This window comes from Staphylococcus sp. HL28 (assembly GCF_021117155.1).
Taxonomy (GTDB): Bacteria; Bacillota; Bacilli; order Staphylococcales; family Staphylococcaceae; genus Staphylococcus; species Staphylococcus warneri.
On sequence record NZ_CP088218.1, the window covers coordinates 926,863 to 948,991 of the forward strand.

At 30.7% G+C, this 22,129-nt stretch carries 27 protein-coding genes; 18 read left to right on the plus strand and 9 right to left on the minus strand.

The window, feature by feature from the left end; all coding sequences use genetic code 11:
* Positions 1–53: 53 nt before the first annotated feature.
* A complete protein-coding gene (locus LPC11_RS04430) occupies positions 54–362 on the plus strand; it encodes a hypothetical protein (protein WP_023373198.1) in 309 nt (102 codons plus the stop codon).
* Positions 363–431: 69 nt separating this feature from the next.
* Here the strand turns inward: LPC11_RS04430 and LPC11_RS04435 are convergent, their stop codons facing one another.
* The gene (locus LPC11_RS04435; RefSeq protein ID WP_023373196.1) at positions 432–1,718 is read right to left on the minus strand and encodes an aminotransferase class I/II-fold pyridoxal phosphate-dependent enzyme; all 1,287 of its coding nucleotides are present in this window, start codon (positions 1,716–1,718) and stop codon (positions 432–434) included.
* A 199-nt stretch (positions 1,719–1,917) separates the two neighbouring features.
* Here LPC11_RS04435 and LPC11_RS04440 point away from each other — a divergent pair, with 199 nt between their 5' ends.
* From LPC11_RS04440 to pmtD, 7 genes are all read left to right on the plus strand, one after another.
* On the plus strand, positions 1,918–2,013 hold the full coding sequence (locus LPC11_RS04440) for a Trp-rich small protein (protein ID WP_015364845.1): 96 nt from the start codon (positions 1,918–1,920) through the stop codon (positions 2,011–2,013).
* A 179-nt stretch (positions 2,014–2,192) separates the two neighbouring features.
* On the plus strand, positions 2,193–2,375 hold the full coding sequence (locus LPC11_RS04445) for an SE1626 family protein (RefSeq protein ID WP_023373194.1): 183 nt from the start codon (positions 2,193–2,195) through the stop codon (positions 2,373–2,375).
* 182 nt (positions 2,376–2,557) lie between these two features.
* Positions 2,558–2,935: a PSM export ABC transporter transcriptional regulator PmtR gene (pmtR, locus tag LPC11_RS04450; protein WP_002466156.1), complete on the plus strand. Its 378-nt coding sequence runs from the start codon at positions 2,558–2,560 to the stop codon at positions 2,933–2,935.
* Entirely contained in the window at positions 2,935–3,834 is a 900-nt protein-coding gene (gene pmtA, locus LPC11_RS04455; RefSeq protein ID WP_023373192.1) for a phenol-soluble modulin export ABC transporter ATP-binding protein PmtA, read from the plus strand. The genes pmtR and pmtA overlap by 1 nt, the downstream gene beginning before the upstream one ends.
* A complete protein-coding gene (pmtB, locus tag LPC11_RS04460) occupies positions 3,831–4,502 on the plus strand; it encodes a phenol-soluble modulin export ABC transporter permease subunit PmtB (RefSeq protein ID WP_023373191.1) in 672 nt (223 codons plus the stop codon). The genes pmtA and pmtB overlap by 4 nt, the downstream gene beginning before the upstream one ends.
* A gap of 12 nt (positions 4,503–4,514) precedes the next feature.
* On the plus strand, positions 4,515–5,387 hold the full coding sequence (gene pmtC, locus LPC11_RS04465) for a phenol-soluble modulin export ABC transporter ATP-binding protein PmtC (protein WP_023373189.1): 873 nt from the start codon (positions 4,515–4,517) through the stop codon (positions 5,385–5,387).
* Entirely contained in the window at positions 5,387–6,121 is a 735-nt protein-coding gene (gene pmtD, locus LPC11_RS04470) for a phenol-soluble modulin export ABC transporter permease subunit PmtD (RefSeq protein ID WP_002466127.1), read from the plus strand. Before pmtC ends, pmtD begins: the two co-directional genes overlap by 1 nt.
* Before the next feature lie 132 nt (positions 6,122–6,253).
* Here pmtD and LPC11_RS04475 read toward each other — a convergent pair whose 3' ends face one another.
* Positions 6,254–6,817 carry a thioredoxin family protein gene (locus LPC11_RS04475; RefSeq protein WP_023373187.1) on the minus strand — a complete coding sequence of 188 codons (564 nt, stop codon included), beginning with the start codon at positions 6,815–6,817 and terminating at the stop codon, positions 6,254–6,256.
* A 166-nt stretch (positions 6,818–6,983) separates the two neighbouring features.
* Between LPC11_RS04475 and LPC11_RS04480 the strand changes: the two genes are divergently transcribed.
* The 3 genes from LPC11_RS04480 to LPC11_RS04490 all read left to right on the plus strand — a co-directional run bounded on the left by LPC11_RS04480 (position 6,984) and on the right by LPC11_RS04490 (position 8,928).
* A complete protein-coding gene (locus LPC11_RS04480) occupies positions 6,984–7,469 on the plus strand; it encodes a hypothetical protein (RefSeq protein ID WP_023373185.1) in 486 nt (161 codons plus the stop codon).
* 62 nt (positions 7,470–7,531) lie between these two features.
* Positions 7,532–8,089, plus strand: coding sequence for an HAAS signaling domain-containing protein (locus LPC11_RS04485; protein WP_023373183.1), 558 nt, complete (start codon positions 7,532–7,534; stop codon positions 8,087–8,089).
* On the plus strand, positions 8,086–8,928 hold the full coding sequence (locus LPC11_RS04490; protein WP_023373181.1) for a DUF4097 family beta strand repeat-containing protein: 843 nt from the start codon (positions 8,086–8,088) through the stop codon (positions 8,926–8,928). Before LPC11_RS04485 ends, LPC11_RS04490 begins: the two co-directional genes overlap by 4 nt.
* A 54-nt stretch (positions 8,929–8,982) precedes the next feature.
* Here the strand turns inward: LPC11_RS04490 and LPC11_RS04495 are convergent, their stop codons facing one another.
* Positions 8,983–10,023, minus strand: a complete 1,041-nt coding sequence (locus LPC11_RS04495; protein ID WP_104681694.1) for a C45 family autoproteolytic acyltransferase/hydrolase — start codon at positions 10,021–10,023, stop codon at positions 8,983–8,985.
* Between the two features lie 385 nt (positions 10,024–10,408).
* Between LPC11_RS04495 and LPC11_RS04500 the strand changes: the two genes are divergently transcribed.
* Positions 10,409–10,579, plus strand: coding sequence for a hypothetical protein (locus LPC11_RS04500; protein WP_002466153.1), 171 nt, complete (start codon positions 10,409–10,411; stop codon positions 10,577–10,579).
* Positions 10,580–10,653: 74 nt separating this feature from the next.
* On the opposite strand, the gene LPC11_RS04505 is transcribed toward LPC11_RS04500, so the two are convergent.
* A complete protein-coding gene (locus LPC11_RS04505) occupies positions 10,654–11,058 on the minus strand; it encodes a YolD-like family protein (RefSeq protein WP_023373177.1) in 405 nt (134 codons plus the stop codon).
* A gap of 203 nt (positions 11,059–11,261) precedes the next feature.
* Between LPC11_RS04505 and pglS the strand changes: the two genes are divergently transcribed.
* On the plus strand, positions 11,262–12,290 hold the full coding sequence (gene pglS / locus LPC11_RS04510) for a 6-phosphogluconolactonase (RefSeq protein WP_023373175.1): 1,029 nt from the start codon (positions 11,262–11,264) through the stop codon (positions 12,288–12,290).
* Positions 12,291–12,334: 44 nt separating this feature from the next.
* Here the strand turns inward: pglS and LPC11_RS04515 are convergent, their stop codons facing one another.
* From LPC11_RS04515 to LPC11_RS04525, 3 genes are all read right to left on the minus strand, one after another.
* The gene (locus LPC11_RS04515; protein WP_023373173.1) at positions 12,335–13,714 is read right to left on the minus strand and encodes an aldehyde dehydrogenase; all 1,380 of its coding nucleotides are present in this window, start codon (positions 13,712–13,714) and stop codon (positions 12,335–12,337) included.
* A 178-nt stretch (positions 13,715–13,892) separates the two neighbouring features.
* Positions 13,893–14,822 carry a manganese-dependent inorganic pyrophosphatase gene (locus LPC11_RS04520; protein WP_023373171.1) on the minus strand — a complete coding sequence of 310 codons (930 nt, stop codon included), beginning with the start codon at positions 14,820–14,822 and terminating at the stop codon, positions 13,893–13,895.
* Positions 14,823–14,891: 69 nt separating this feature from the next.
* Entirely contained in the window at positions 14,892–15,446 is a 555-nt protein-coding gene (locus LPC11_RS04525) for a cysteine hydrolase family protein (protein WP_023373169.1), read from the minus strand.
* Between the two features lie 175 nt (positions 15,447–15,621).
* Here LPC11_RS04525 and LPC11_RS04530 point away from each other — a divergent pair, with 175 nt between their 5' ends.
* The gene (locus LPC11_RS04530; protein WP_023373167.1) at positions 15,622–16,716 is read left to right on the plus strand and encodes a glycosyl hydrolase family 28-related protein; all 1,095 of its coding nucleotides are present in this window, start codon (positions 15,622–15,624) and stop codon (positions 16,714–16,716) included.
* A 56-nt stretch (positions 16,717–16,772) separates the two neighbouring features.
* Here LPC11_RS04530 and LPC11_RS04535 read toward each other — a convergent pair whose 3' ends face one another.
* Positions 16,773–17,579, minus strand: coding sequence for a prephenate dehydratase (locus LPC11_RS04535; protein WP_023373165.1), 807 nt, complete (start codon positions 17,577–17,579; stop codon positions 16,773–16,775).
* A 21-nt stretch (positions 17,580–17,600) separates the two neighbouring features.
* Positions 17,601–18,668 carry a nitric oxide synthase oxygenase gene (locus LPC11_RS04540; RefSeq protein ID WP_023373163.1) on the minus strand — a complete coding sequence of 356 codons (1,068 nt, stop codon included), beginning with the start codon at positions 18,666–18,668 and terminating at the stop codon, positions 17,601–17,603.
* A 235-nt stretch (positions 18,669–18,903) separates the two neighbouring features.
* Between LPC11_RS04540 and LPC11_RS04545 the strand changes: the two genes are divergently transcribed.
* From LPC11_RS04545 to LPC11_RS04560, 4 genes are all read left to right on the plus strand, one after another.
* Positions 18,904–20,373, plus strand: coding sequence for a nicotinate phosphoribosyltransferase (locus tag LPC11_RS04545; protein ID WP_041613614.1), 1,470 nt, complete (start codon positions 18,904–18,906; stop codon positions 20,371–20,373).
* A complete protein-coding gene (nadE, locus tag LPC11_RS04550; RefSeq protein ID WP_023373159.1) occupies positions 20,366–21,193 on the plus strand; it encodes an ammonia-dependent NAD(+) synthetase in 828 nt (275 codons plus the stop codon). Before LPC11_RS04545 ends, nadE begins: the two co-directional genes overlap by 8 nt.
* Before the next feature lie 151 nt (positions 21,194–21,344).
* Positions 21,345–21,938, plus strand: a complete 594-nt coding sequence (locus tag LPC11_RS04555; protein WP_023373157.1) for a DUF2179 domain-containing protein — start codon at positions 21,345–21,347, stop codon at positions 21,936–21,938.
* Entirely contained in the window at positions 21,922–22,104 is a 183-nt protein-coding gene (locus LPC11_RS04560) for an NETI motif-containing protein (protein ID WP_171484928.1), read from the plus strand. Before LPC11_RS04555 ends, LPC11_RS04560 begins: the two co-directional genes overlap by 17 nt.
* Positions 22,105–22,129: the final 25 nt, after the last annotated feature.

Below are 22,129 nucleotides of genomic sequence, written 5' to 3' on the forward strand. Positions count from 1 at the left end.
TATAAAATATATTAATAATATGTTGACTATAAATAGAGATTTAAGGAGTTATTATGTATTTTATTATCGCAATCTTTACTAGTATTAGTTCGTTAGTAAGTTTATTTTATGCAATCGATGCATGCATTAAAACTAAACAAGTAAATGCGCTTTATGCGTTTGCTAGAAGTTTTTCAATAGCATTATTATGCGTCACAACACTATTCTTTATAAATCATCAGTTTTTATTTGCTATGACATTTTTAATGGCTTTAGTTCAATTAATAGATGGTTTTATAGGGTTAAAAATTAAAGATAACTTAAAAGCTTATGGACCATTTTCATTAGCAATTATAGGATTTATTTTATTAATTTTTATCTAGAGTACATTAAATAAATAGATTGAAAAAAGGTTAGACCACAAATTAAGTTGGTCTAACCTTTTTGTTATATTATCTTAAATCATCAATTGCTTTAGCAATTGAATCAAAAACATGTGGAATATCATCTTTTTCCACACAACTAAACGCGATTCTTATATCAGTTTCATTTAACGCGATGATTCCAATCGAATATTTCTCGATTAAATGTTGACGTAATGTTTCAGGATTTACATCTTTAACTTTAATTGCCATAAAATAACCAGAATTAAAATCATAAGCTTGCCAATGAGATTGATATTGTTCCGCATATACGACTGATTTTGTTATTTCATATCGTTCTCGTAATGTAGTTATATTTTGTTCAATTTCTTTATTAAATTGATCATTATTTTTTAGGACGTGTTTAACTGCACTTTGAGATGGTAGTGGACCGCTTGAAATATTACTTCGTATTAATCCTTTAGTTTTTGCTTCTAAAACATCTTTAGTAGATGTGTCCTCAACACCGAATGTGATAAAACCTACACGGAATCCCCATGCAAAGAATTCTTTAGTTGCCCCATCTAATCTCACTGGAAGTACATTTTTAGAGTCAATATTTGTTAGAGCAGTGAAAAGAGATTGAGTGTAGACATCTTCGTAAAATAATCCATAGTAAGCATCGTCAATAACTGCTACAACTTGTGTTCCTTTTGCTGCTAATGATTCGATTGCTTTGACAATTGTTTGTACTTCCTCATGATTAGGTGTATACCCAGTAGGATTATTTGGATAATTAAGGATCATTACAACTTTATCTTTTTTATAAGATTCTAAAGATTTAACTAAAGATTCTGTAGTATAGTGACCATTTTTATCAAATATTGGATAAGTATCAATATTTGCATTGTGTCGTGTGTTAAATACTAATTTATAGTTTCCCCAGTTGTGTTCTGGTAATAAAATTGTATCTCCTGAATTGATGAATAGGTCAGCTACAAGTGAAAGACCATGAGTAAGTGCATTAGTTACAATTGGTCTTGTCATAACTTCTTTGGTTAAATCAGGATTATCTTTTAACATTTTTTCCTGCCATAAATCGCGCAATTCTTCAATCCCTTGAGGTGGCGCATATGGAAAGATTTCATCTGGTGAAAGTTCATTAAACATTTGATTTAGAGCATTGGCATACATTTTACCTTTGTCATTGGTTGCCATACCAATTGTTGCATTATACTTAGTGCTCTTAGCTTCAGCAGATTGAGAAAGTATACCTTTTGGATAAAACATATTTTGCCCTAAATCTGAAAGCATAGAAAAGATTTCAGGATTTGATTGTTTTAGTTGTTCATTTAAACTTTGGGCTAATGGGTTCATATTGAATAACCTCTCTTTTTTAAATTAAAGTCATTACCTTTATAGTATCTTGAAATTGTCCAAAGATAAAGTATTGTTATTAAAGAATTAACTAATAATAATTATTCGGCAAAATATACGAACCTACGTTCTATTTTATGTTAAGATAAGTATAGGTCATCGACATTTATGACACTTTGCATTTGGGAGGTGTAGTATAATGACGTGGTGGCAAGATGGAATTATAACTTTATTAACAGGTGGCCTACTTGTTATCTTTCGAATTTGGTTAGAAATCAATTGGAAAGATAAATAGATGACCATACACAAAATACCCCAAGCCTGCTGGTACCAGACTTGGGGTTGTGTAGTATAATTTGTGGATACAATAATATAGTAACATCGCGATAAATATATCGCAATCAATATAACATTTGAATAGATTTTAGGAAAAACTGATAGTTTGATATAATTTGGAATAATGAGGTGAATACAATGAAGCATATGACTAAAATATTTGTAGTGTTAGCAATCATATTATTCATTATAGGTTATTATTTGCAAGCTACAGGAAATGAATCGTCTGGAATAAAATTATTACTTGCTGCTATTATGTTCATGATATGCGCATTTATAAGTAGAAATAATGATCGACGAAAACATAATCATAAAAAGTAATCAATTTAGAAATAAATTGTTGGAAAACAGTGTGTAGTTTACATGCTGTTTTTTATCTGTATATATTGTTTATACATAATTTGATATTGTATTGCTATATATAAGGAGAATTGTTATATACACTTTACAAATTTGTGTATAGTGTGTATATTTAGTATATACAGAAGAAAAGGGGGACATCAATGAAAATTATTTTGAAGAACACCAGTGAATATCCCATTTATGAACAAATTAAACAACAAATTAAAGAGAACATTTTGAAAGGATACGTTTCTGCAGGAGAACATTTACCATCTATGCGTGAACTAGCAAAGGACTTACAAGTTAGTTTAATTACGACCAAGCGTGCATATGAAGATTTGGAAAAAGATGGTTTTGTTACTACGATTAGAGGTAAGGGAACGTTTGTTAAAGAACAGGATAATTCAATTCTAAAGGAAAAACAGTTCTTTGTGATTGAAAATTTAGCAAAATCAATGACGAAAGAAGCAAAGACAATTGGAATGTCTTTAGAAGAACTGCAAGAAATTCTTTCTTTAATTTATGAGGAGGAAGAATAATGAATGCTATTGAATTGAACCATGTTAATTATTCTAGTCAGAAATTTAAATTAAAGGACGTATCATTCAATGTGCCTCAAGGATTTGTAACAGGGTTTATTGGTGCAAATGGTGCAGGGAAAACGACAGTCATACGATTAATAATGGATTTATTACAATACGATGGTGGAACCATTTCAATTTTAGGTGACAGTATGTTAACGAATCCTATTAAGATAAAAAATAAAATAGGATTTGTTTATTCAGAAACATACTTCAACGAAAAATGGACTATTAAAAAGTTAGAAAATATCATTTCACCTTTTTATAAAGATTGGGATAGTCATTTGTTTAATAATTATTTAAGTAGATTTGATTTACCATATAATCAGAAAATCAATCAATTTTCTACTGGCATGAAAATGAAACTGTCACTGGCTATTGCATTTAGTCATCATGCTGAGTTATTTATTTTGGATGAGCCTACTTCAGGTTTGGACCCAATTGTAAGAAATGAAGTATTAGAAATTATTCAACAAGAACTAATTGATGAAGATAAGACGATTTTCATTTCAACACATATTATTTCAGATTTGGAAAAGATTGCTGATTATTTAGTATATATCAGCGACGGTGAAATTATATTAAATGATTCAATTGAATCGTTAATGAGCAAATTTCAAATTATTAAAGGTAATCATAATGATTTAGATGAAGAACTGGAAGAATTATTAATCTACAGAGAAACTAGGCAAACTGGATATACAGCTTTAACACAACATGCACAAACATTTAAAGAAATATTCGGAAACGATATTGAAGTTCAAAATCCTAGTATTGAAGAATTAATGATTTATTTAGAAAAATATAAAAGTAAATCATCGAAACCCCTTACTTTAGAAAGTGAGGATAAGAAATGAAGCACTTGTTAATTAGAAATATTAAATTAAGATATTGGACGCTCATTTTGTATATAGTTTTGATTGGATTTTATCCAATATATAGTTTCTTAATGAAACCTAATCCGCTCATGAATTCTATTATGGCAATACCACTTGGATTAATTTTAATGGTTATTTCTATTCTCGATGCAGGTCATTTGTTTAGATTTCATCGACGATTAGGTGGGAATCGGGCAAACTTATTTTTCGGAAGTTTACCAGTTTCTAAGAAAGATATGTTAAACGCTAACTATTTAACATGTATCTTTTTTACTTTATTTGGTGCAGTTGTGATTACATTATATGGCTATGAATCAGATTCTATTCAAACTAATGCAATATATTTCTCAACTACATATGCCTATATTGTAGCGAACTTCTTATCTATACCAATCGCTTTTAGAAAAAGCACAGAATATAAAACTGAGAGAGTATCATATATTGCTTATATCATTTTAATTATGTTCGCATTACCGTTTCTATTATCCGTCACTTTGATTTTAATTAATTATATATTTTTAAATCATAGTCAAATTCCACAATTTTACTCTTATTTTTTAAATTATGGATTTGTTCTATTAAGTATTATAGTTTTAATCATTAATTACGTTTTACAACTAAATAAAATTAAGAAATATACACTTTAAAGGAGGTCTACGATGAAGTTAGAACAAATAACAAAAAAATATGGCCAAAATACAGTTATAGATCATATAGATTTTGATTTTGGAAACAGTCAAATCGTAGGATTAATCGGTAAAAATGGTGTAGGTAAAACAACGCTAATGAAAGTAATGAATGGGAATATTATCAATTATGAGGGGAAAGTTAATTTACCAAATAATGAAAATGTCGGTTATTTAATCGAGCACCCTAAACTATATGATAATAAAACAGGATTATATAATTTAAAATTATTTGCACAAGTATTAGGTAAAGGATTCGACAAAGAATATGCAGATCACATTATTGACGCATTTGGTATGAGACCTTATATCAAGAAAAAAGTGAAAAAATATTCAATGGGTATGAAACAAAAATTAGCTATAGCAGTTTCATTAATGAATAAACCTAAATACTTAATTTTAGACGAACCAACAAATGGTATGGATCCAGATGGTTCAATTGATGTATTGAAGACGATTCAATCATTGGTTAAACAGTTAGAAATGAAGATATTGATTTCTAGTCATAAATTAGAGGATATTGAACTCATTTGTGATAGAGCTGTATTCTTAAGAGATGGTACATTTGTACAAGATGTCAATATGAAAGATGGTGGACCAAAAGATAGTACGATAATTTCAATCGATACAGAAGACTATCAAAATGCATTAGAAATGTTGACAGAAAAATTCCATGTTCAACAGTCTAATAAAGAAAATGGAGAAATCATCATTAAAGCACAAAACAATTATAAAGATGTGCTAAAAGCGTTAGCTCAACTCAATATTTATCCTAAATATATTGAAACACGTAAAAGTTCATTACGTGATACTTACTTTAATATTAATCAAAGAGGTGATAAATAATGAGATCTTTACAATTAGTAAAACATGATTTAATAAGTATTTTTAAAAGTCCGCTCACATACATCGCGTTTATACTTGTCATTGGCTTAACTGTCTTTCAAGCCGTAATGATGGCAAATTATAGTCCTGGACACAAAGTGGACTATACAATGGTATTTATCATGGCCAATTGGTTATTCTTATTTGCAGGTTTATTATTTATTATCAAAACAATTACACGAGATTACTCACAAGGTACGATTCAATTATATATGAATAAGATGAGTAGTAGAATTGGTTATATTGTTGCTAAAACGATTTCGATGATTTTAATTTCATTTTTATTTACACTCGTTCAATATATAGTGATAATTGTAATTGAAGCTACAACAAAAGGTAAAAGTATTGATGGAGATAACTTTTTAACTAACATTTGGTTCTATCTTATCTTTTTCCTTTTCTTTGGATTATTTTTATTCTTAATTACATTAGCAGTTGAAAAACCAGCTGTTATCTTTACGTTAGGCATTTTCTTATTATTAATCGTGCCATTTATCCAACCACTTGTAGGTTTAATTCCAAACATCGGTGATGACATTCATAAGTCATTTAAGTACATTCCATTCACGTATTTAACTCAAAAAATGACTGAGTCTGATGTTTCATTTACACATTGGCAATGGTTTATTTCTATAGCATCCATCGTAGTGCTATTTATTGTTAATGTATTATATGCTGCTAAAAGGGATATTTAGAAAAAGTGATTACCGGGGTTTTATTGCCCCGGTTTTTAATGTTTTAATTTGCGAGAGAATAAGTTATTTAAACGGGAGATTCCAAAAGAAAACGAAGCTACCTTACTGAAATAGCTTCGTTATATATAGGAATTATTTATAAAGCATTTGATCAATAATTGAGTTGTAAACTGCTTTCCAGAATGTGGAATCTGTTTTATATCGATTTGAAATAATTAAATGTGTTTCTTTAACTTTATCGTCATAATCTGGATGATCTTTACTTGGTAAAGTATCTTCACGTAAATTCGTAACAAATGATTGAACTTCTTTAGCACGTGGACCCCAAACTGTTTCCTGTTCATAATTATCATTTAAGAATACAAAAATAGGGATTGAACGTGATTTTCCATTTGTTAAATATTGGTCTATAAGATGTGTATCATCATCTCTGTGGAACACCTTGACTTCTAATTCGAGGGCTTCAGAAATATGTTTAAGAATAGGAAGATTCATCATGGCATCACCACACCAATCTTCAGTAATTACCAATACTTTAGAATAGTTAGATGATTTTAATTTCTCTAATCTTTCATCATCTTCGGGTAACTTAAAGGAATCATAAATTGAAACGAGATTGTCTTTATTGTCTTGCATCTGTTCAATATAAGGTCCGATGTCTTGACTGTTTTTAAAATATGTTTCTAAATTGGTCATCGAAAAAACCTCCTTTAATCATTTTATATATTATACCAATTTTCATAATGTAAATAAATTAAAATATTTTAAAAATTCTCTCATTTTAGTAAATACCTACCGTGAGATGAAAGTAAATACGGCTTATGCTATATTTATTATAATAAGTTGAAAGTGGTGAACGTCTTTGCGCATACAGAATCGATGGATAATTAGTACGCTATTCTTAATATTAGCCATTATACTTCTGATAGGTCTTTCATTTTATAAAAATATAAAAACTGTTGATTTATCAAGTGCATCAATAAATGGGATACATTTAAATGAACAATTTCACAAAAAGGAATTTAATGTAAATAAAAATATTAAAGTAGATCGGTACACATTTTATAATCATAAAAAGCATGATGATTTAACAGTTAAAGTACATAAAAAGAAACACGTTGTTAAAGGCATCGTACTTGTTAAAGATAAAGAGATAGATACAAATTTTGGTGTTAGAATTGGTAGTCATATTGATGAAGTAATTAACAATTTAGGTAGTAATTATCAAAAAAATAAAATAGGTAAGAACTATCAATCAATGACTTATCGAGATCGTGAACATCATATGAAATTAAATATTTTATATAAAGATGATATAGTAAAGCGTATTGAATTCTTTAGTAAGTAACTAAATAGTTGAACATTAGTATTGCAACTAATAGAAAAATAGATAGAGAGAGTGACAATACTATGGATAAAATTACATTTTTGAATGAACTAGAAGTCTCGTTAGACGAACTACCTAGAAAAGAAAAAGATAAAAAAATGTATGATTATGAACATTACTTTTATGAAGAAGAACTGAAAGGTAAATCTGAAGCGGAAATAGTTAAAGAGTTAAAAGAGCCTAATGATATAGCAAAACAGGTAAAAGCGCATAGCGCGATTGAATATGCTGAATATAAACCGACATTTCATAATACGTTAAGAGCTGTTACTGCTTCATTAAGCTTAGGTTTGCTATCAGTATTTTTAGTTTTAATTCCAGTGTTCTTCATATGTTTGATATTCGTTATTTTGTTTATTGTTTCCGTGCTATTAATTTGTGCTCCTTTAATTTTAGTCTTATCGTCTTTCTATAAAGGGATACATGATTCAGTGAGTAATATTCTTTTTTCAATAGCATACACAGGTCTCGGATTAATGTTGATTGTTATAACATTTAAAGTATTAGAAACGATATATAGACTCATTCTAAAATATTTAAGATGGTATATTAAAACAGTTAAAGGAAGCGTTCAAAGATGAGAAAGATAATGTTTTCAGGTCTTATCATTTTTCTTGTTTTCTTTATAGGTGCTACAGTTTGCTGGTTTACCTTTGAAAAACAGAATTATGAAGAAACGAAAATTAATAAATCATATCCTAAATCTAATTTTAAAAATATATCAATAAACACGGAATATGCTAATGTTAAAGTGATTAGAGGACCCAAATTTAAAGTGAAATATAATGGGGATAATAAAGTAAACTTATATAAAAAGAATAAGACACTGAAAATTTCAGAAGTGAAAAATGTTGATAGAGGATATGCTATTAATTTGAATCCGTTTAGAAAAGATGACAATCAGATTGTTATTGAGGTGCCAAATAAAAAATTAAGTGAACTTAAAGGATATTCTCAAAACAGTAGTTATTATATAAAAAATATCAATTCTAAAAATATGAACTTGATAAACTCTAGTAATCCAATAATTTTAAATAGTGTTAACGTAGAAAATTCAGATGTTAAGTCTAATGCCACACATTTTAATATTAATAATTCAATTCTTAAAAATGCCAATTTTAACTTAGAGAAAGGCTTTATTGTTGTGAACAAAAGTGATATTAGTAATTCTATTTTCTTGTTAGGAAATGGTAATATTAGTTTCAATAAAATGTCACCTAGAAATGATATCAAGGCTTCAACTAAAAAAGGTGATATTCATTACACTTATAAAGATAAACCTGAAAATACTTTGTTGAAATTACAACCAGGTAAAGGAAAGTCTATAATTGAGAATAAATATTTTCATGAAAGTAAAGTAGGAAAGAGTGACAATATACTTGAATTTTATACTGTTGATGGAGATATAGTCATAAAATAAAAGAAGATAAAGTACAAAACGAGACAGGTCTAATTGTTCTCGTTTTGTACTTTTTTAATGTGTGGCAAAAGTTAAATCCGTATCGATAACGCCTTCAAATGAACGTTGTGTGAGCTCTTCGCCCTTAAGCCAAGCATTAAAATCTATACTTGAAGGTGTTTGATTCTCACCTAAAGTCATCCATGCTGTAAGTGATTGTGGTTCGTACATCGATGTATGAATAGTACCAGACCAACTATTGAAAAGTTTACTATATATGTCATATTGCGGATCGTTAAATAATTTGAATGCTTGATGTTTATCAAGTTGTGTATGGGTTTGATTAATGACACGTGCTAATCGTTCTTTGGACTCTTTAGTATAATTTCTATTTTCATGCGTCAGTAATTCAAAATGATTTGTACAAATAGTATCATATCTGACATTGATATCTCGTGGTGTAATTTCTACGATGGCATGATTTAAAGATTGATCCATTAAAATATAACTAAATGAACTACGGTGCGGTATCTCTTTTAACAGTTGAATCGCTTCTTCAACATTATTACAGAGTTCTAATATTAATCTTCCAACCATATAACAAACGAATCCATTTGCTGGCTTTTTACGATGCATAAAATTATATGCCATTACTAAACCAGCTTCATTCATACCGTCCATTCGTCCAGTGACTCTTGATGTTGGGCCAATTTGTGCTAATCCGCCATCATTAGGTTGGTATAATAAATATCTGCCATCATAAGTAGCAGGATGGTAATCATAATTTCTTACTAAATAATCCGTTCCGTTAAATACGGTACAACCACTTTCTTTTAAATCAGTAAATCGATAATGTGCGAAGTTTAAAATCATTTGACGAGTTGGTAACTTTAATACATCTTGCATACCCATGAGTTCTTCCCAAATTTTAGGAGCATACGTTTGAAAAATAGTATGTGTTTCGTTAACATCTATATCAAATCTAGGAATTCGCTTTTTCCATTCTTTTTCTCTATTTTTTAAGAGGTCAGTTTGTTTTAACCAATTTGCAGTTTGTACGCCTAAGTCATAATGTGAACCTCTACAGGTCATAATTTCAGATTTAACGTTTTGCATTTGAAAGAACTCCTTAAGAAAAATTTACACTTTGTAATATAAAGTTAATGTTACATTAATTGTTATTTTATGTAATTATATATATAATAAAATTGTAATTAGTTACTGATAGCATTGAGAAATCATTTATTTGGGGTGATATCATGAGTAATGCATATGAAAATGTAAAACATGCGATTTCTGCTTGGTGGAATAAATAATTATAATTTTTGCTAAGACGACTGATGAATAAATCAGTCGTCTTTTTATAGTTACATCTTATCATAAAAATTTTTATAAAGTGAGCTTATAAAGATAGTAAAAAGGGTATGTATTTATTGATAACGATAAATATGCTATCATAATGTATTGTAGATATGCATATAAAATATAGAGGTGAATTTTAATGTGGAACTTTATTAAAGGTTTATTTAAATTTGTATTTAGTTTAGTAGCTATCACTACAGTTGTTGTAGGTGTAGGTGTAGTTGCATTTGCTTATATTTTCAAAAAAGACTTTGAAGATATCGAAAGAAAAACTAAAGAAATCGTTTCAGATATCGAAAATAATAATTAATTTGAAGTTTAAATTAATGAAAGCGTCACTGATGAAATCGTCATCAGTGGCTTTTTTATTTGCTTGAAAAGGAATTAAGTAGGGGAAATACGCACAATGTCTAATAAAGAAAGTTTGAATTTATCAGAAGAATGAGATGGATATCCTTCAACTTCAAAAGTTATGGCATCAATACGTTCAATATTAAGTTCGATAGATTTAAAGTATCCATCATCATAATAATGTACAACTACTGGCTGGTTTAACTGCAAGGACTGATGTAAACGAAAATTCAACTCAGATAATTGATCGTCAGAAAGTACAGGACGATCAACCTTATTTTGATCGATGATATATTGATGAATCGTTTCAAATTGTTCAGGTAAGGTAGCAAATGGCGCCCATTTAACCATGCCACGTCCTTTTGGAATATTTCTATTCAATTGATTGCGCGGAATATTTCGATAGTCCAACTGATTATTATTTAAACCCTTAATCATCTTTCAATCACCTCAATATTTATACATTTATTATACGAACATATGTTCTATTTTGCAAGTGGTTTTTCGATAGAATTATTTGTGGTTATCAATAAATAAAAATTTAAGCATAGAGTTTTATGACTAAAATCATACTCAAACGTTTGTCTTTATATATATAAATTTAATAGAATAGAGGTAAGTGATAAGGAGGCGTTGAATAAATGACTAAAGGTTATATTGGTTCGTATACAAAGAAGAATGGACAAGGAATTTATCAATTTGATTTAGATGAACAAAAGGGACAAATAGTTGAAGTGGCGACCGGTTACCAACTAGAAGCATCAACATATGTAACAAGAAATAATCATTTTCTATATGCTATTACAAAAGAAGGGGACAATTGTGGTGTCGCAAGTTTTAAAATAGCAGAATATGGTGAATTAACATTAATCAATAAATGTTTGGCTTCTCAAAACGGCACAGGATGTTATGTTCAAGTGTCGACAAATGGTGAGTTTCTATTTGAAGCAGTTTATGGTGCTGGATTAGCTCGAATTTATAAATTAAATCCGACTACTGGTGAAATTGAGAAATTGATTCAGGAGCTAGCACATGACTATCCACTTGGACCACATGAAAGGCAAGAACATCCGCATGTGCATTTTTTAAACGAGACACCAGATGGTCATTATGTAGTAGCAGCTGATTTAGGTACAGATCGACTTGTGTCATATACATTTAGTGAAAATGGTTTGAAAGAACACGCAGTTTCAGAATTTAATGCAGCTGATGGTACGCGTCATATTGCATTTCATAACAATGGAAAATATGCATATGTCGTACATGAATTATCAAATATTGTAAGCGTAACTAAATATGAAGATGGTCGTTTCGATGAATTAGAACGTCATTTAACAATTCCAGAACATTTTGATGGTGCAACTAAACTTGCAGCAGTACATTTATCTCGTGACCAACAGTTTTTATATGTAAGTAACCGTGGTCACGATAGCATTGCAATTTACAAAGTGTTAGAAAATGGAGCTAAACTTGAATTAGTTGATATTGTCAAAAGTGGTGACGAATTCCCACGAGATTTTAATATCACAGAATCAGATGATTACTTAGTTTGCGCCCATCAAGAGGGCCATTCTAAATTAACGGTATTTGAAAGAGATAAAGAAAAAGGTACATTAAAGTTAAAAGATCAATCAACCCAGGCACCAGAAGGTGTTTGTGTCATGTTCTAAAAAATAGATCCCTAAAGTGATATCGCTTTAGGGATCTTTATTTTTTAATTTTTGAAAAATGCTTTAATATACTTAAATTTACCTTTATAAGGTGGGAAAAATAAGCTCGACTCTAAACGCGTTGATTTAAAAGTATATGATTTATCATGTGAAAATGTATCGAATGAGTATTTGCCGTGATAGTTACCGATGCCTGAGAGACCTACGCCGCCAAAAGGTAAATTGGGGTTCGCTAAGTGCATCAATGTATCGTTAATTGCACCGCCACCAAAGGCAAGTTCATTAAGCACACGATGTGTTGAATTTTCATCTTCACTAAATAAATAAAGGCTTAAAGGTTTAGGACGAGACTGGATTATCTCGAAAGCTTCATCAAATTGATCATAACTAATGATTGGTAATAATGGACCAAAGATTTCTTCTTGCATAACTAAATCTGAAGTTTGTATATTATCAAGGATAGTGGGTTCGATGAATAAATCGGATTCATCACTATGACCACCAAAAATGATATTGCTTTTATGATCTTGTAGTAAATCATTCAAGCGATTAAAATGCTTATGATTTACAATTCTTCCATAGTCAGGACTAGATTGAATGGTCTTACCATAAAATTCATTTAGGGTTTGTTTTAATGCTTTGATAAAATCATCTTTTACTTTTCGGTCTACTAAAATATAATCTGGAGCAACACAAGTTTGACCTGCGTTTGTAAATTTACCAAAAGCAATTCTCTCACTAGCTACTTTTAAGTTAGCTGTCTCATCGATAATAACAGGAGATTTACCGCCTAATTCAAGTGTCACAGGAACGAGATTTTCGCTTGCAGCTTGATAAACAATTTTACCTACTTTGTCGCTTCCAGTGAAGAACATATAATCGAACGGTAAGTGGATGAGGCGATCTGTTTCTTCAATACCACCTTCAACCACAGCAATATAGTCAGGTTTATAAACATCTTCAACAATTTTACGTATGACTGAAGATACATGAGGTGTTAGTTCTGATGGTTTAATAATCGCTGTGTTACCAGCTGCAATCGCACCGATTAACGGTTCAAATGTTAATTGCACTGGATAATTAAAGGGACCGATAATAAGTACAGTACCATATGGATCTTTCTTGATATAACTTTTAGTAGGGAAAAGATAAAGTGGTGTATCTACCTGTTTTGTTTTAGACCAATTTTTAAGCTCTTTACGGGCTAATTTAATGCTTTTTAACAAAATACCAATTTCAGTAGCATATGCTTCAACATTACTTTTACCTAAATCTTTTTGTAAAGCTTCAAGTATCTCATTTTCGTGATGTTTAATACTCTTGCTTAACAACTTTAATTGTTGCTTTCTAAATTTAATATCTTTTGTTTGGTGTGTTTTGAAAAATGCTTTGCTATTTTCAAATAGTTGATCTATTGAATTCAAAAGTTGAGCCTCCTTAAGTTAGATTTGAGTTAAGAATATCCTCAAGTAAAAATGCTTAACATATCTATACCCGATTCTCACAAAAATAATTAAGTCTAATATAAAAAACTAACCTGAGACATCACATAATGTCCCAGGTTTGGTAAAGTCAAAATTATTTCTATATTACTAATAAAAATTATTTAGTTAATGCTTCAGTAATTTGAGGCACAACTTGTTTTTTACGAGATACAACACCTGTTAAGAATGCCATATCGTCTTCTAATTTAACGTTGAATGCTTCGCCAACTTTATCTTTTTCAGCACCTACAACTAAAATTTTAGAATCGCTATTGATGATATCAGTTACAACTAAAACGAATAAATCATATTTTTCTTCAGCACTTGCTTCTAGCATAGATTTTTCTAATTCTTCTTTACGATCTAATACTTCATCAATATCAACTGTGTTAATTTGAGCAATACGTGTTACGTAATCTCCCATAGTAAATGATTTAGCATCCATATCTAATAATACATCAGCAGATTTATCAGTAGTAGAAGCACCTGCTTTAAGCATATCTAAACCATATGCATCTAAGTCGACATCTGCGATATCTTTTAAAGCTTTAGCTGCATTGACATCTTCATCAGTGCAAGTAGGAGATTTAAATAATAAACTATCTGAAATAATTGCAGAAATCATAAGTCCTGCAATTTCAGGTTTAATTTCAAATCCACGTTCTTTGTACATTTTGTAAAGAATTGTGGCTGTACAACCTACTGGCTCGGCTCTGTAATAAAGAGGGCTAGCTGTTTCAAAGTTTGCTATTCTGTGATGATCTACAACGTGCTTAATTGTAGCATCAGCAATTGTATCAGCACTTTGTTGGAATTCGTTATGGTCAACTAAAATAACATCTTGACCGTCTAAATTATCTTCTAATAACGCTGGTGCATCTACATTGAAGTGATCTAATGCATATTGAGTTTCAGCTCCAACTTCACCTAGGCGATAAGCTTTCGCGCCTGCATTTCCTGTTAATTGTTCAAAGTCAGCCATGATGATTGCTGAAGATATTGCGTCAGTATCTGGGTTTTTGTGTCCAAAAATGTAAGTGTTTGCCATGGATATATGTCTCCCTTATTCATTAGTTATTTTATTGATATTATATAGTTATTTTAGCATGACTATAGCTTATTCTTCTACCTCTGCGCCCAATGAGTTTTGAAAATGATTTAATGCCCATTCATGACCAGATGAATTAAAGGAAGCGACGCCATTCTTTGGTATACGAATCTTATAACCTAAATTGTATGCGGAAATAGCGGTGTGTAATACGCATATGTCAGTGCAAACACCAACGATTTCTACTGTGGTAATGGTTCTTTCGCGTAATAAACTATCTAAAGGTGTACCATAAAATGAATCATAACGAGTTTTATCCAAGGAATGAATATTACTTTGGTGTTTATTCGTTTCATAAATTTTTCCAACTTCACCATAGAGTTGTCGTCCTGGAGTACCTTCGATATTATGTGGTGGAAATAGTTTAGATTCTGGGTGATAATTATCATTTTCATAATGTAAATCCATCATAAAGAAAATATCTTCATTATTTTTAATATAGTGATGAATGCGATTTGTAATAAATGTTTCTAATTTTTGTCCAGGTTCACCGCAAGTTAACTTTCCGTCAGTTGCAATAAAGTCTACTGAGTAATCTACTACAATTAAAGCTTTTTTCTCCATTTAATAACATCCTTCCCAAAATAAAAATAATCATTGTCTTTACTCATGTCATTCAATTTTATTAAGTTAATTAAAAATTTCATCTAATTGCTTAAAAAATGTTTTGTAAGATTAATCATAGTATATATATTTATCAAGAGGACTACAATTAAATATGAAACGAAGGAGATATTAGATGTTCATAAATGTGAAGGATTTTGGTGCAGAAGGTCATAATAAAGTAAAAGATACTAAAGCAATTCAAAAAGCATTGAATAGAGCAAAAAATGGTGAACATACTGTGTATATTCCAAAGGGGACTTATCATATTGGCAAAGCGTTAGTGATTTATGGCTCTACAACACTACTTTTAGATGATGAAACAGTATTATTGAGATACAGCAAAGATGCACTATTAAAGAATGGGAAGCCATATATTTTCTATCATGGTTACTCAGGAAATAGTCACATACATATTAAGGGTGGCACATTTGATATGAATGGCTCTAATTTTCCATATAACAATACAGCTATATGTATGGGACATGCAGAAGACATTCAATTTATTGGTGTAACTTTTAAAAACATTGTAGGTGGGCATGCCATTGATGCATGTGGTTTAAATGGATTAAGGATAGCGAATTGTTCTTTTGAAGGTTTCTTAGACATTGATGGTGATAGATTCTTTTCTGAAGCGATTCAATTGGATATCCAAGTGCCTGGAGCTTTTCCAAAATTTGGTACAACCGATGGGACAATAACTAAAAATGCCATTATAGAAAATTGTTATTTTGGACCTTCAGATGACCCAAAAATGAAACCTTGGAATAGGGCAATCGGGTCACATGCAAGTAGATATCATCGCTATTATGAAAATATTCATATCAGAGACAATGTGTTTGATCAAATTCAAGAATATGCATTAACGCCGCTAAAATCTCAAAATACATTTATATCTAAAAACAGGTTTATAAATTGTGTAGGGGGCATACGCTTTTTAGGTGTCAAAGATGGCAAAAACGCAGCGGATCCTTATACTGGAAAAGACATGGGGGCACAAGCAGGTTCTAATTTTAATGTGATTGGCAACGAATTTATTGGAAAAATGGAAAAGGATGCTATACACATTAGAAGTTATAATAATGTAAAACATACGCAAATATTTATTGCAGGCAATACATTTAATGATAAATCTCAAAAAATACATCTCGAAGATATCGATGATTTAACATTAAATCAAGACGATCATTTAGTATCTATAGAAAAAAAGAATGTAGAAAACATAAAATAATACAAAAAACGCTTTTCCCTAGTTCTTAAAGTATGGGAGAAGCGTTCTTTATTATCTTATTTATAAAATGAACCAACAAGTTTGGTTTGAAAATCAAGTGTATTGAGGATAGTCATCACTTTTTCGATATCTTGTGATACAGGTGCATCTGCTTGAACAAAAAAGTGATATTGGCCTAGCTTAGTCTTAAGAGGCCGTGATTCAATCCATGATAAATTGATATTAAATAAAGCGAAAGTATTTAAAATACTCGCTAAAAGGCCAGGTTTATCGTATTTTGGTGTGATTAAAAACATTGACGTATTCGTATTACTATCGAAATTAGCATGGTTTTTAATGATTAAAAATCGTGTCGCATTATGAGCAAAATCTTGGATATGTGTATCTAAAATTTCAAAATCATAATCATTCTCGTTAGCTAGTGGAGCGATAGCCCCAGTATGGTTATTAATCATATCAAATCCTTTAACAGTACTATCAACATAATCATAGTCAAATTGATGTTTCATAATATAATTTGAGGTTTGACTAATGGCTGGAGCTATCGAATAAACTTTCTTGATATCACTTATTTGACTACCGGCTTTACCATATAAAGCAAAATCTATATCTAAATGTAATTCGCCATGCGCATATACATTTTGTTGTGCAAGTGAATCAGCAACGATATTAATTGTTCCTTCAATTGAATTTTCAATTGGTACAATTCCTATTGATGCGTTATCTTGAGAAACATATTTGATTACTTCATATAAATTAGCTTTTGGTACAAAGTCATAATGTTGTATTCGCTTTTGATTAACAAACTTCTTAGAAGCTAAATAGGAAAATGTACCTTTTGGACCTAAATAATATATTTGCATGCCTTCACCTCTAATGATGTTTTAATGGAAAGGGCACTTTGTCTCACTTGATTGTTTATAGAAAAAGTTTGGATCACGCATCGTATTATTATAACCATGATGATAATTATTAGTTAGTGTCGGGGAAATAGGTGGTGCTAACCATGACCATTTACCTGTTACTTCTCTCTGATGCTTTGCTTCGTTCTTTTCAAACATTTCAAATTGTTTAGAAGCTGTCAAATGATCCACAATGGACACACCCTGTGATTTGAATGAATGATAAACTGCGTAATTAAGTTCGATAAGTGCTCTATCCTTATTAAAAGAATTATTTTTAAGTGTATCAAACTCGAACGCTTCTGCAACCTTTTCTAATAAATCATAACGATAACTATCAGTAAAATTCCTTACTGCGATTTCAGTAACCATATACCAACCATTAAATGGGGCAGTAGGATAGGTAATGCCACCAATTTGTAAGTCCATATTCGAAATAATAGGTACTGCATACCATTTTAAATTTAAATCTTTCAATTTAGGATAACGTTCATGCTCGATTGAAACTTCTTTAATGATGGATTTAGGATATTCATAATATTTAATTGGACCATCATTGATTTGATAAATAAGGGGTAACACGTCGAAGTCGCAACCTTTTCCTTGCCATCCTAAATGTTGTGCTAATCGTGTTACATCACGTTCAGATGGGTCGCCATAATTATCATAACCTGCATAACGTATTAATTGATTATTGTAAATCTTAGGAGGTTCGTCAGGACTGAAAATCGTTATATAAGGTTTGATCTTTCCATCGTTAGTTCCCTTGATAATATGGTCTTCAATAGCTTCTAAAAAATGTGCTTCATTATTTACATCTCTAGCATCTTTGACATTGAGTGACTCCCAAAAAAATCTACCGATACAGCGATTTGAATGTCTCCAAGCCATTTTAGTACCATAAGTTAATTCTTCTAATGTATGTGTGTAGGTACCAGTTTTTTCAATCTCTTGATTAATGTCTTTAAGTCTCTTATCAATTTCATCTTGCGTATAATTTAATTCAGAATACATCGTTTGGATAAATGTCGTTGCTTTATCTATTAACATTTCAAACACCTCATAAGTATTATAATCGACACGATTGATTTACACATTCAATAATGATAATTGTCACGAATTTGTCGCAAGGCCAAAGATATAGGTCAAAGTCATAAAATGCTTGAAAGTAAATTTGGATATCATTTATTTATATGTAGGTAGTAAAAGCAATTCAGTTGTTACCTAGTTAAATTGAATTATGATAAAATAATGATAAAAGAATGGTCGAAATGGAGAGATACGAGTGTACCAATTTGAAGACGATAGTTTGATGTTACAAAATGATTTATATCAAATTAATATGGCTGAAAGTTATTGGAATGATGGTATTCATGAAAGAATGGCTGTATTTGATCTGTATTTTAGAAGTATGCCATTTAATGGTGGTTATGCTGTTTTTAATGGACTTAAACGTGTTATAGATTTTATGGATAATTTTGGTTTTTCAGAAACAGATATTGAATATTTAAGATCAATTGGTTATCAGGATGATTTTTTAGATTATCTGAAAAATTTAAAATTTACAGGACATATCCATTCAATGCAAGAAGGAGAAATATGTTTTGGCAACGAACCGTTGATGAGAGTAGAAGCGCCTTTAATTCAGGCACAATTACTGGAAACAGTATTATTAAATATTATTAACTTCCACACGCTCATTGCTACGAAAGCAAGTCGCATTCGTCAAATAGCGAATGATGATATTCTTATGGAATTTGGAACACGTCGTGGTCAAGAGTTAGATGCAGCATTATGGGGCGCTAGAGCTGCTTATATTGGTGGTTTTAATTCAACAAGTAATGTACGAGCAGGAAAATTATTTGGCATTCCTGTATCGGGTACTCATGCACATGCACTAGTACAAACTTACGGTGATGAATACATTGCATTTAAAAAATATGCCGAACGTCATAAAGACTGTGTATTTTTAGTAGATACCTTCCATACTTTAAAATCTGGTGTACCTACAGCTATTAAAGTTGCTAAAGAATTAGGTGATAAAATCAATTTTATTGGTATACGTTTGGATTCAGGAGATATCGCATATCTTTCTAAAGAAGCACGTCGTATGCTAGATGAAGCAGGATTTAAAGATGCCAAAATAATAGCCTCTAATGATTTAGATGAAGAAACAATAACAAGTCTAAAAGCACAAGGTGCTAAAGTAGATTCATGGGGTGTAGGTACGAAACTTATTACTGGATTTGACCAACCAGCATTAGGCGCAGTATACAAATTAGTTGCTATTGAAAATAGTGATGGAGAATACAGTGATCGTATCAAATTATCTAATAATGCAGAAAAAGTTACGACTCCTGGTAAGAAAAATGTATATCGAATCATTAATAAGAAAACAGGTAAAGCAGAAGGGGACTATATTACTTTACACGGAGAAGATCCAACTAAAGAAAAGCCTTTAAAATTATTCCATCCTGTACATACATTTAAAATGAAATTTATAAAATCATTTGAAGCGATTGATTTACATCATGCTATTTTTGAAAATGGTCAACTCGTTTATGATTTACCAAGTGTTCATGATGCCCAAGATTACTTAACTGAAGGCCTTAAAACATTTTGGGATGAAAACAAACGTTACTTGAATCCTCAAGAGTATCCAGTTGATTTAAGTACAGCTTGTTGGGAAAATAAACATAAACGCATCTTTGAAGTGGCTGAACATGTAAAAGAAATGGAGGAAGACCATGAGTAATTTACAAGATATTGTAGTAAAAGAGATGAAAGTAAAACCTCAAATTGATGTTGAAAAAGAAGTACAAGAGATTAAACAGTTTGTTAAGAGTTACGTACAATCTCATTCATTTATCAAATCATTAGTGCTAGGTATTTCTGGTGGGCAAGATTCAACATTAGCTGGTCGCCTTGTCCAATTGGCAGTTAACGAATTACGTGAAGAAGGTAGAGAATGCCAATTTATAGCAGTTAAACTGCCTTATGGCGTGCAATCAGACGCAGATGAAGTAGAAGACGCGTTAACCTTTATTAATCCTGACCAAACAATTACCGTTAATATTAAACCTGCAGTCGATACAAGTGTAAAATCATTACAAGAAGCAGGGATTCAATTAACAGATTTCCAAAAAGGTAATGAAAAAGCAAGAGAACGAATGAAAGTACAATTTTCAATTGCTTCAAATCAATCAGGTATTGTTGTGGGAACTGATCATTCTGCAGAAAATATCACTGGTTTTTATACTAAATATGGTGATGGCGCAGCTGATATCGCGCCACTATTTGGTCTGAACAAGCGTCAAGGTCGATCATTACTTAAATATTTAGGTGCGCCAGCTCATTTATATGAAAAAACACCTACAGCAGATTTAGAGGAAGACAAACCTCAATTGCCTGATGAAGAAGCCTTAGGTGTAACATATAACGATATAGATGACTATTTAGAAGGCAAAGAGGTTTCTAGTGAAGCGAAAGAAACGATTGAAAATCACTATGTTAAAAATGCACATAAACGTGAACTCGCTTATACACGTTATAGTTGGCCCAAAATTAGAAAGTAAACTAAACCAAGTGTAGTACTTACTTTTTTAATCATTTTAATAATAACTAACGCTATTAATCATTTTATAATGTTAAAGTTAAATTTGACGTGACAAAGCTTAAAATGACTGTTAAAATAATTTGAATTTCATGTAAGAAAAGAGGAATAATATGTCAGCGATTGCTCAAAACCCATGGTTAATGGTGTTTGCTATTTTTGTAATCAATGTGTGTTACGTCACATGTTTAACAATGAGAACCATTTTAACTTTAAAAGGTTACCGTTATGTGGCTGCGATTGTAAGTTTTGTTGAAGTATTAATTTATGTCGTAGGTCTAGGATTGGTTATGTCCAGTTTAGACCAAATTCAAAATATTGTCGCTTATGCATTTGGTTTTTCAATCGGTATCATTGTAGGTATGAAAATAGAAGAAAAATTGGCACTCGGTTACACTGTAGTTAATGTGACATCTTCTGAATACGAGCTAGATTTACCTAATGAACTCCGTAACTTAGGGTATGGTGTTACACACTATGAAGCGTTTGGACGAGATGGAAGTCGAATGGTAATGCAAATATTAACACCAAGAAAATATGAATTAAAGTTAATGGATACAATTAAAAACTTGGATCCTAAAGCCTTCATCATTGCTTACGAGCCAAGAAATATTCACGGTGGTTTCTGGGTTAAAGGTGTACGTAAACGTAAACTTAAAGCTTACGAACCTGAAGAAATAGAAAGTGTTGTTGAGCATGAAGTATAAAGTAAATGATAATGAGACGATTGCTGATTGCCTACAAAGAATGAAAGACGATGGTTATATGCCAACAAGACGCATTGAAAAACCAATTTATAAAGAAAATAATGATGGAAGTTTAGAAGTTTTAAAACAAGACATTATTTTTATAGGTAAGAAAATAACTGAATAACACATGACAGAGACCACTCAATAAG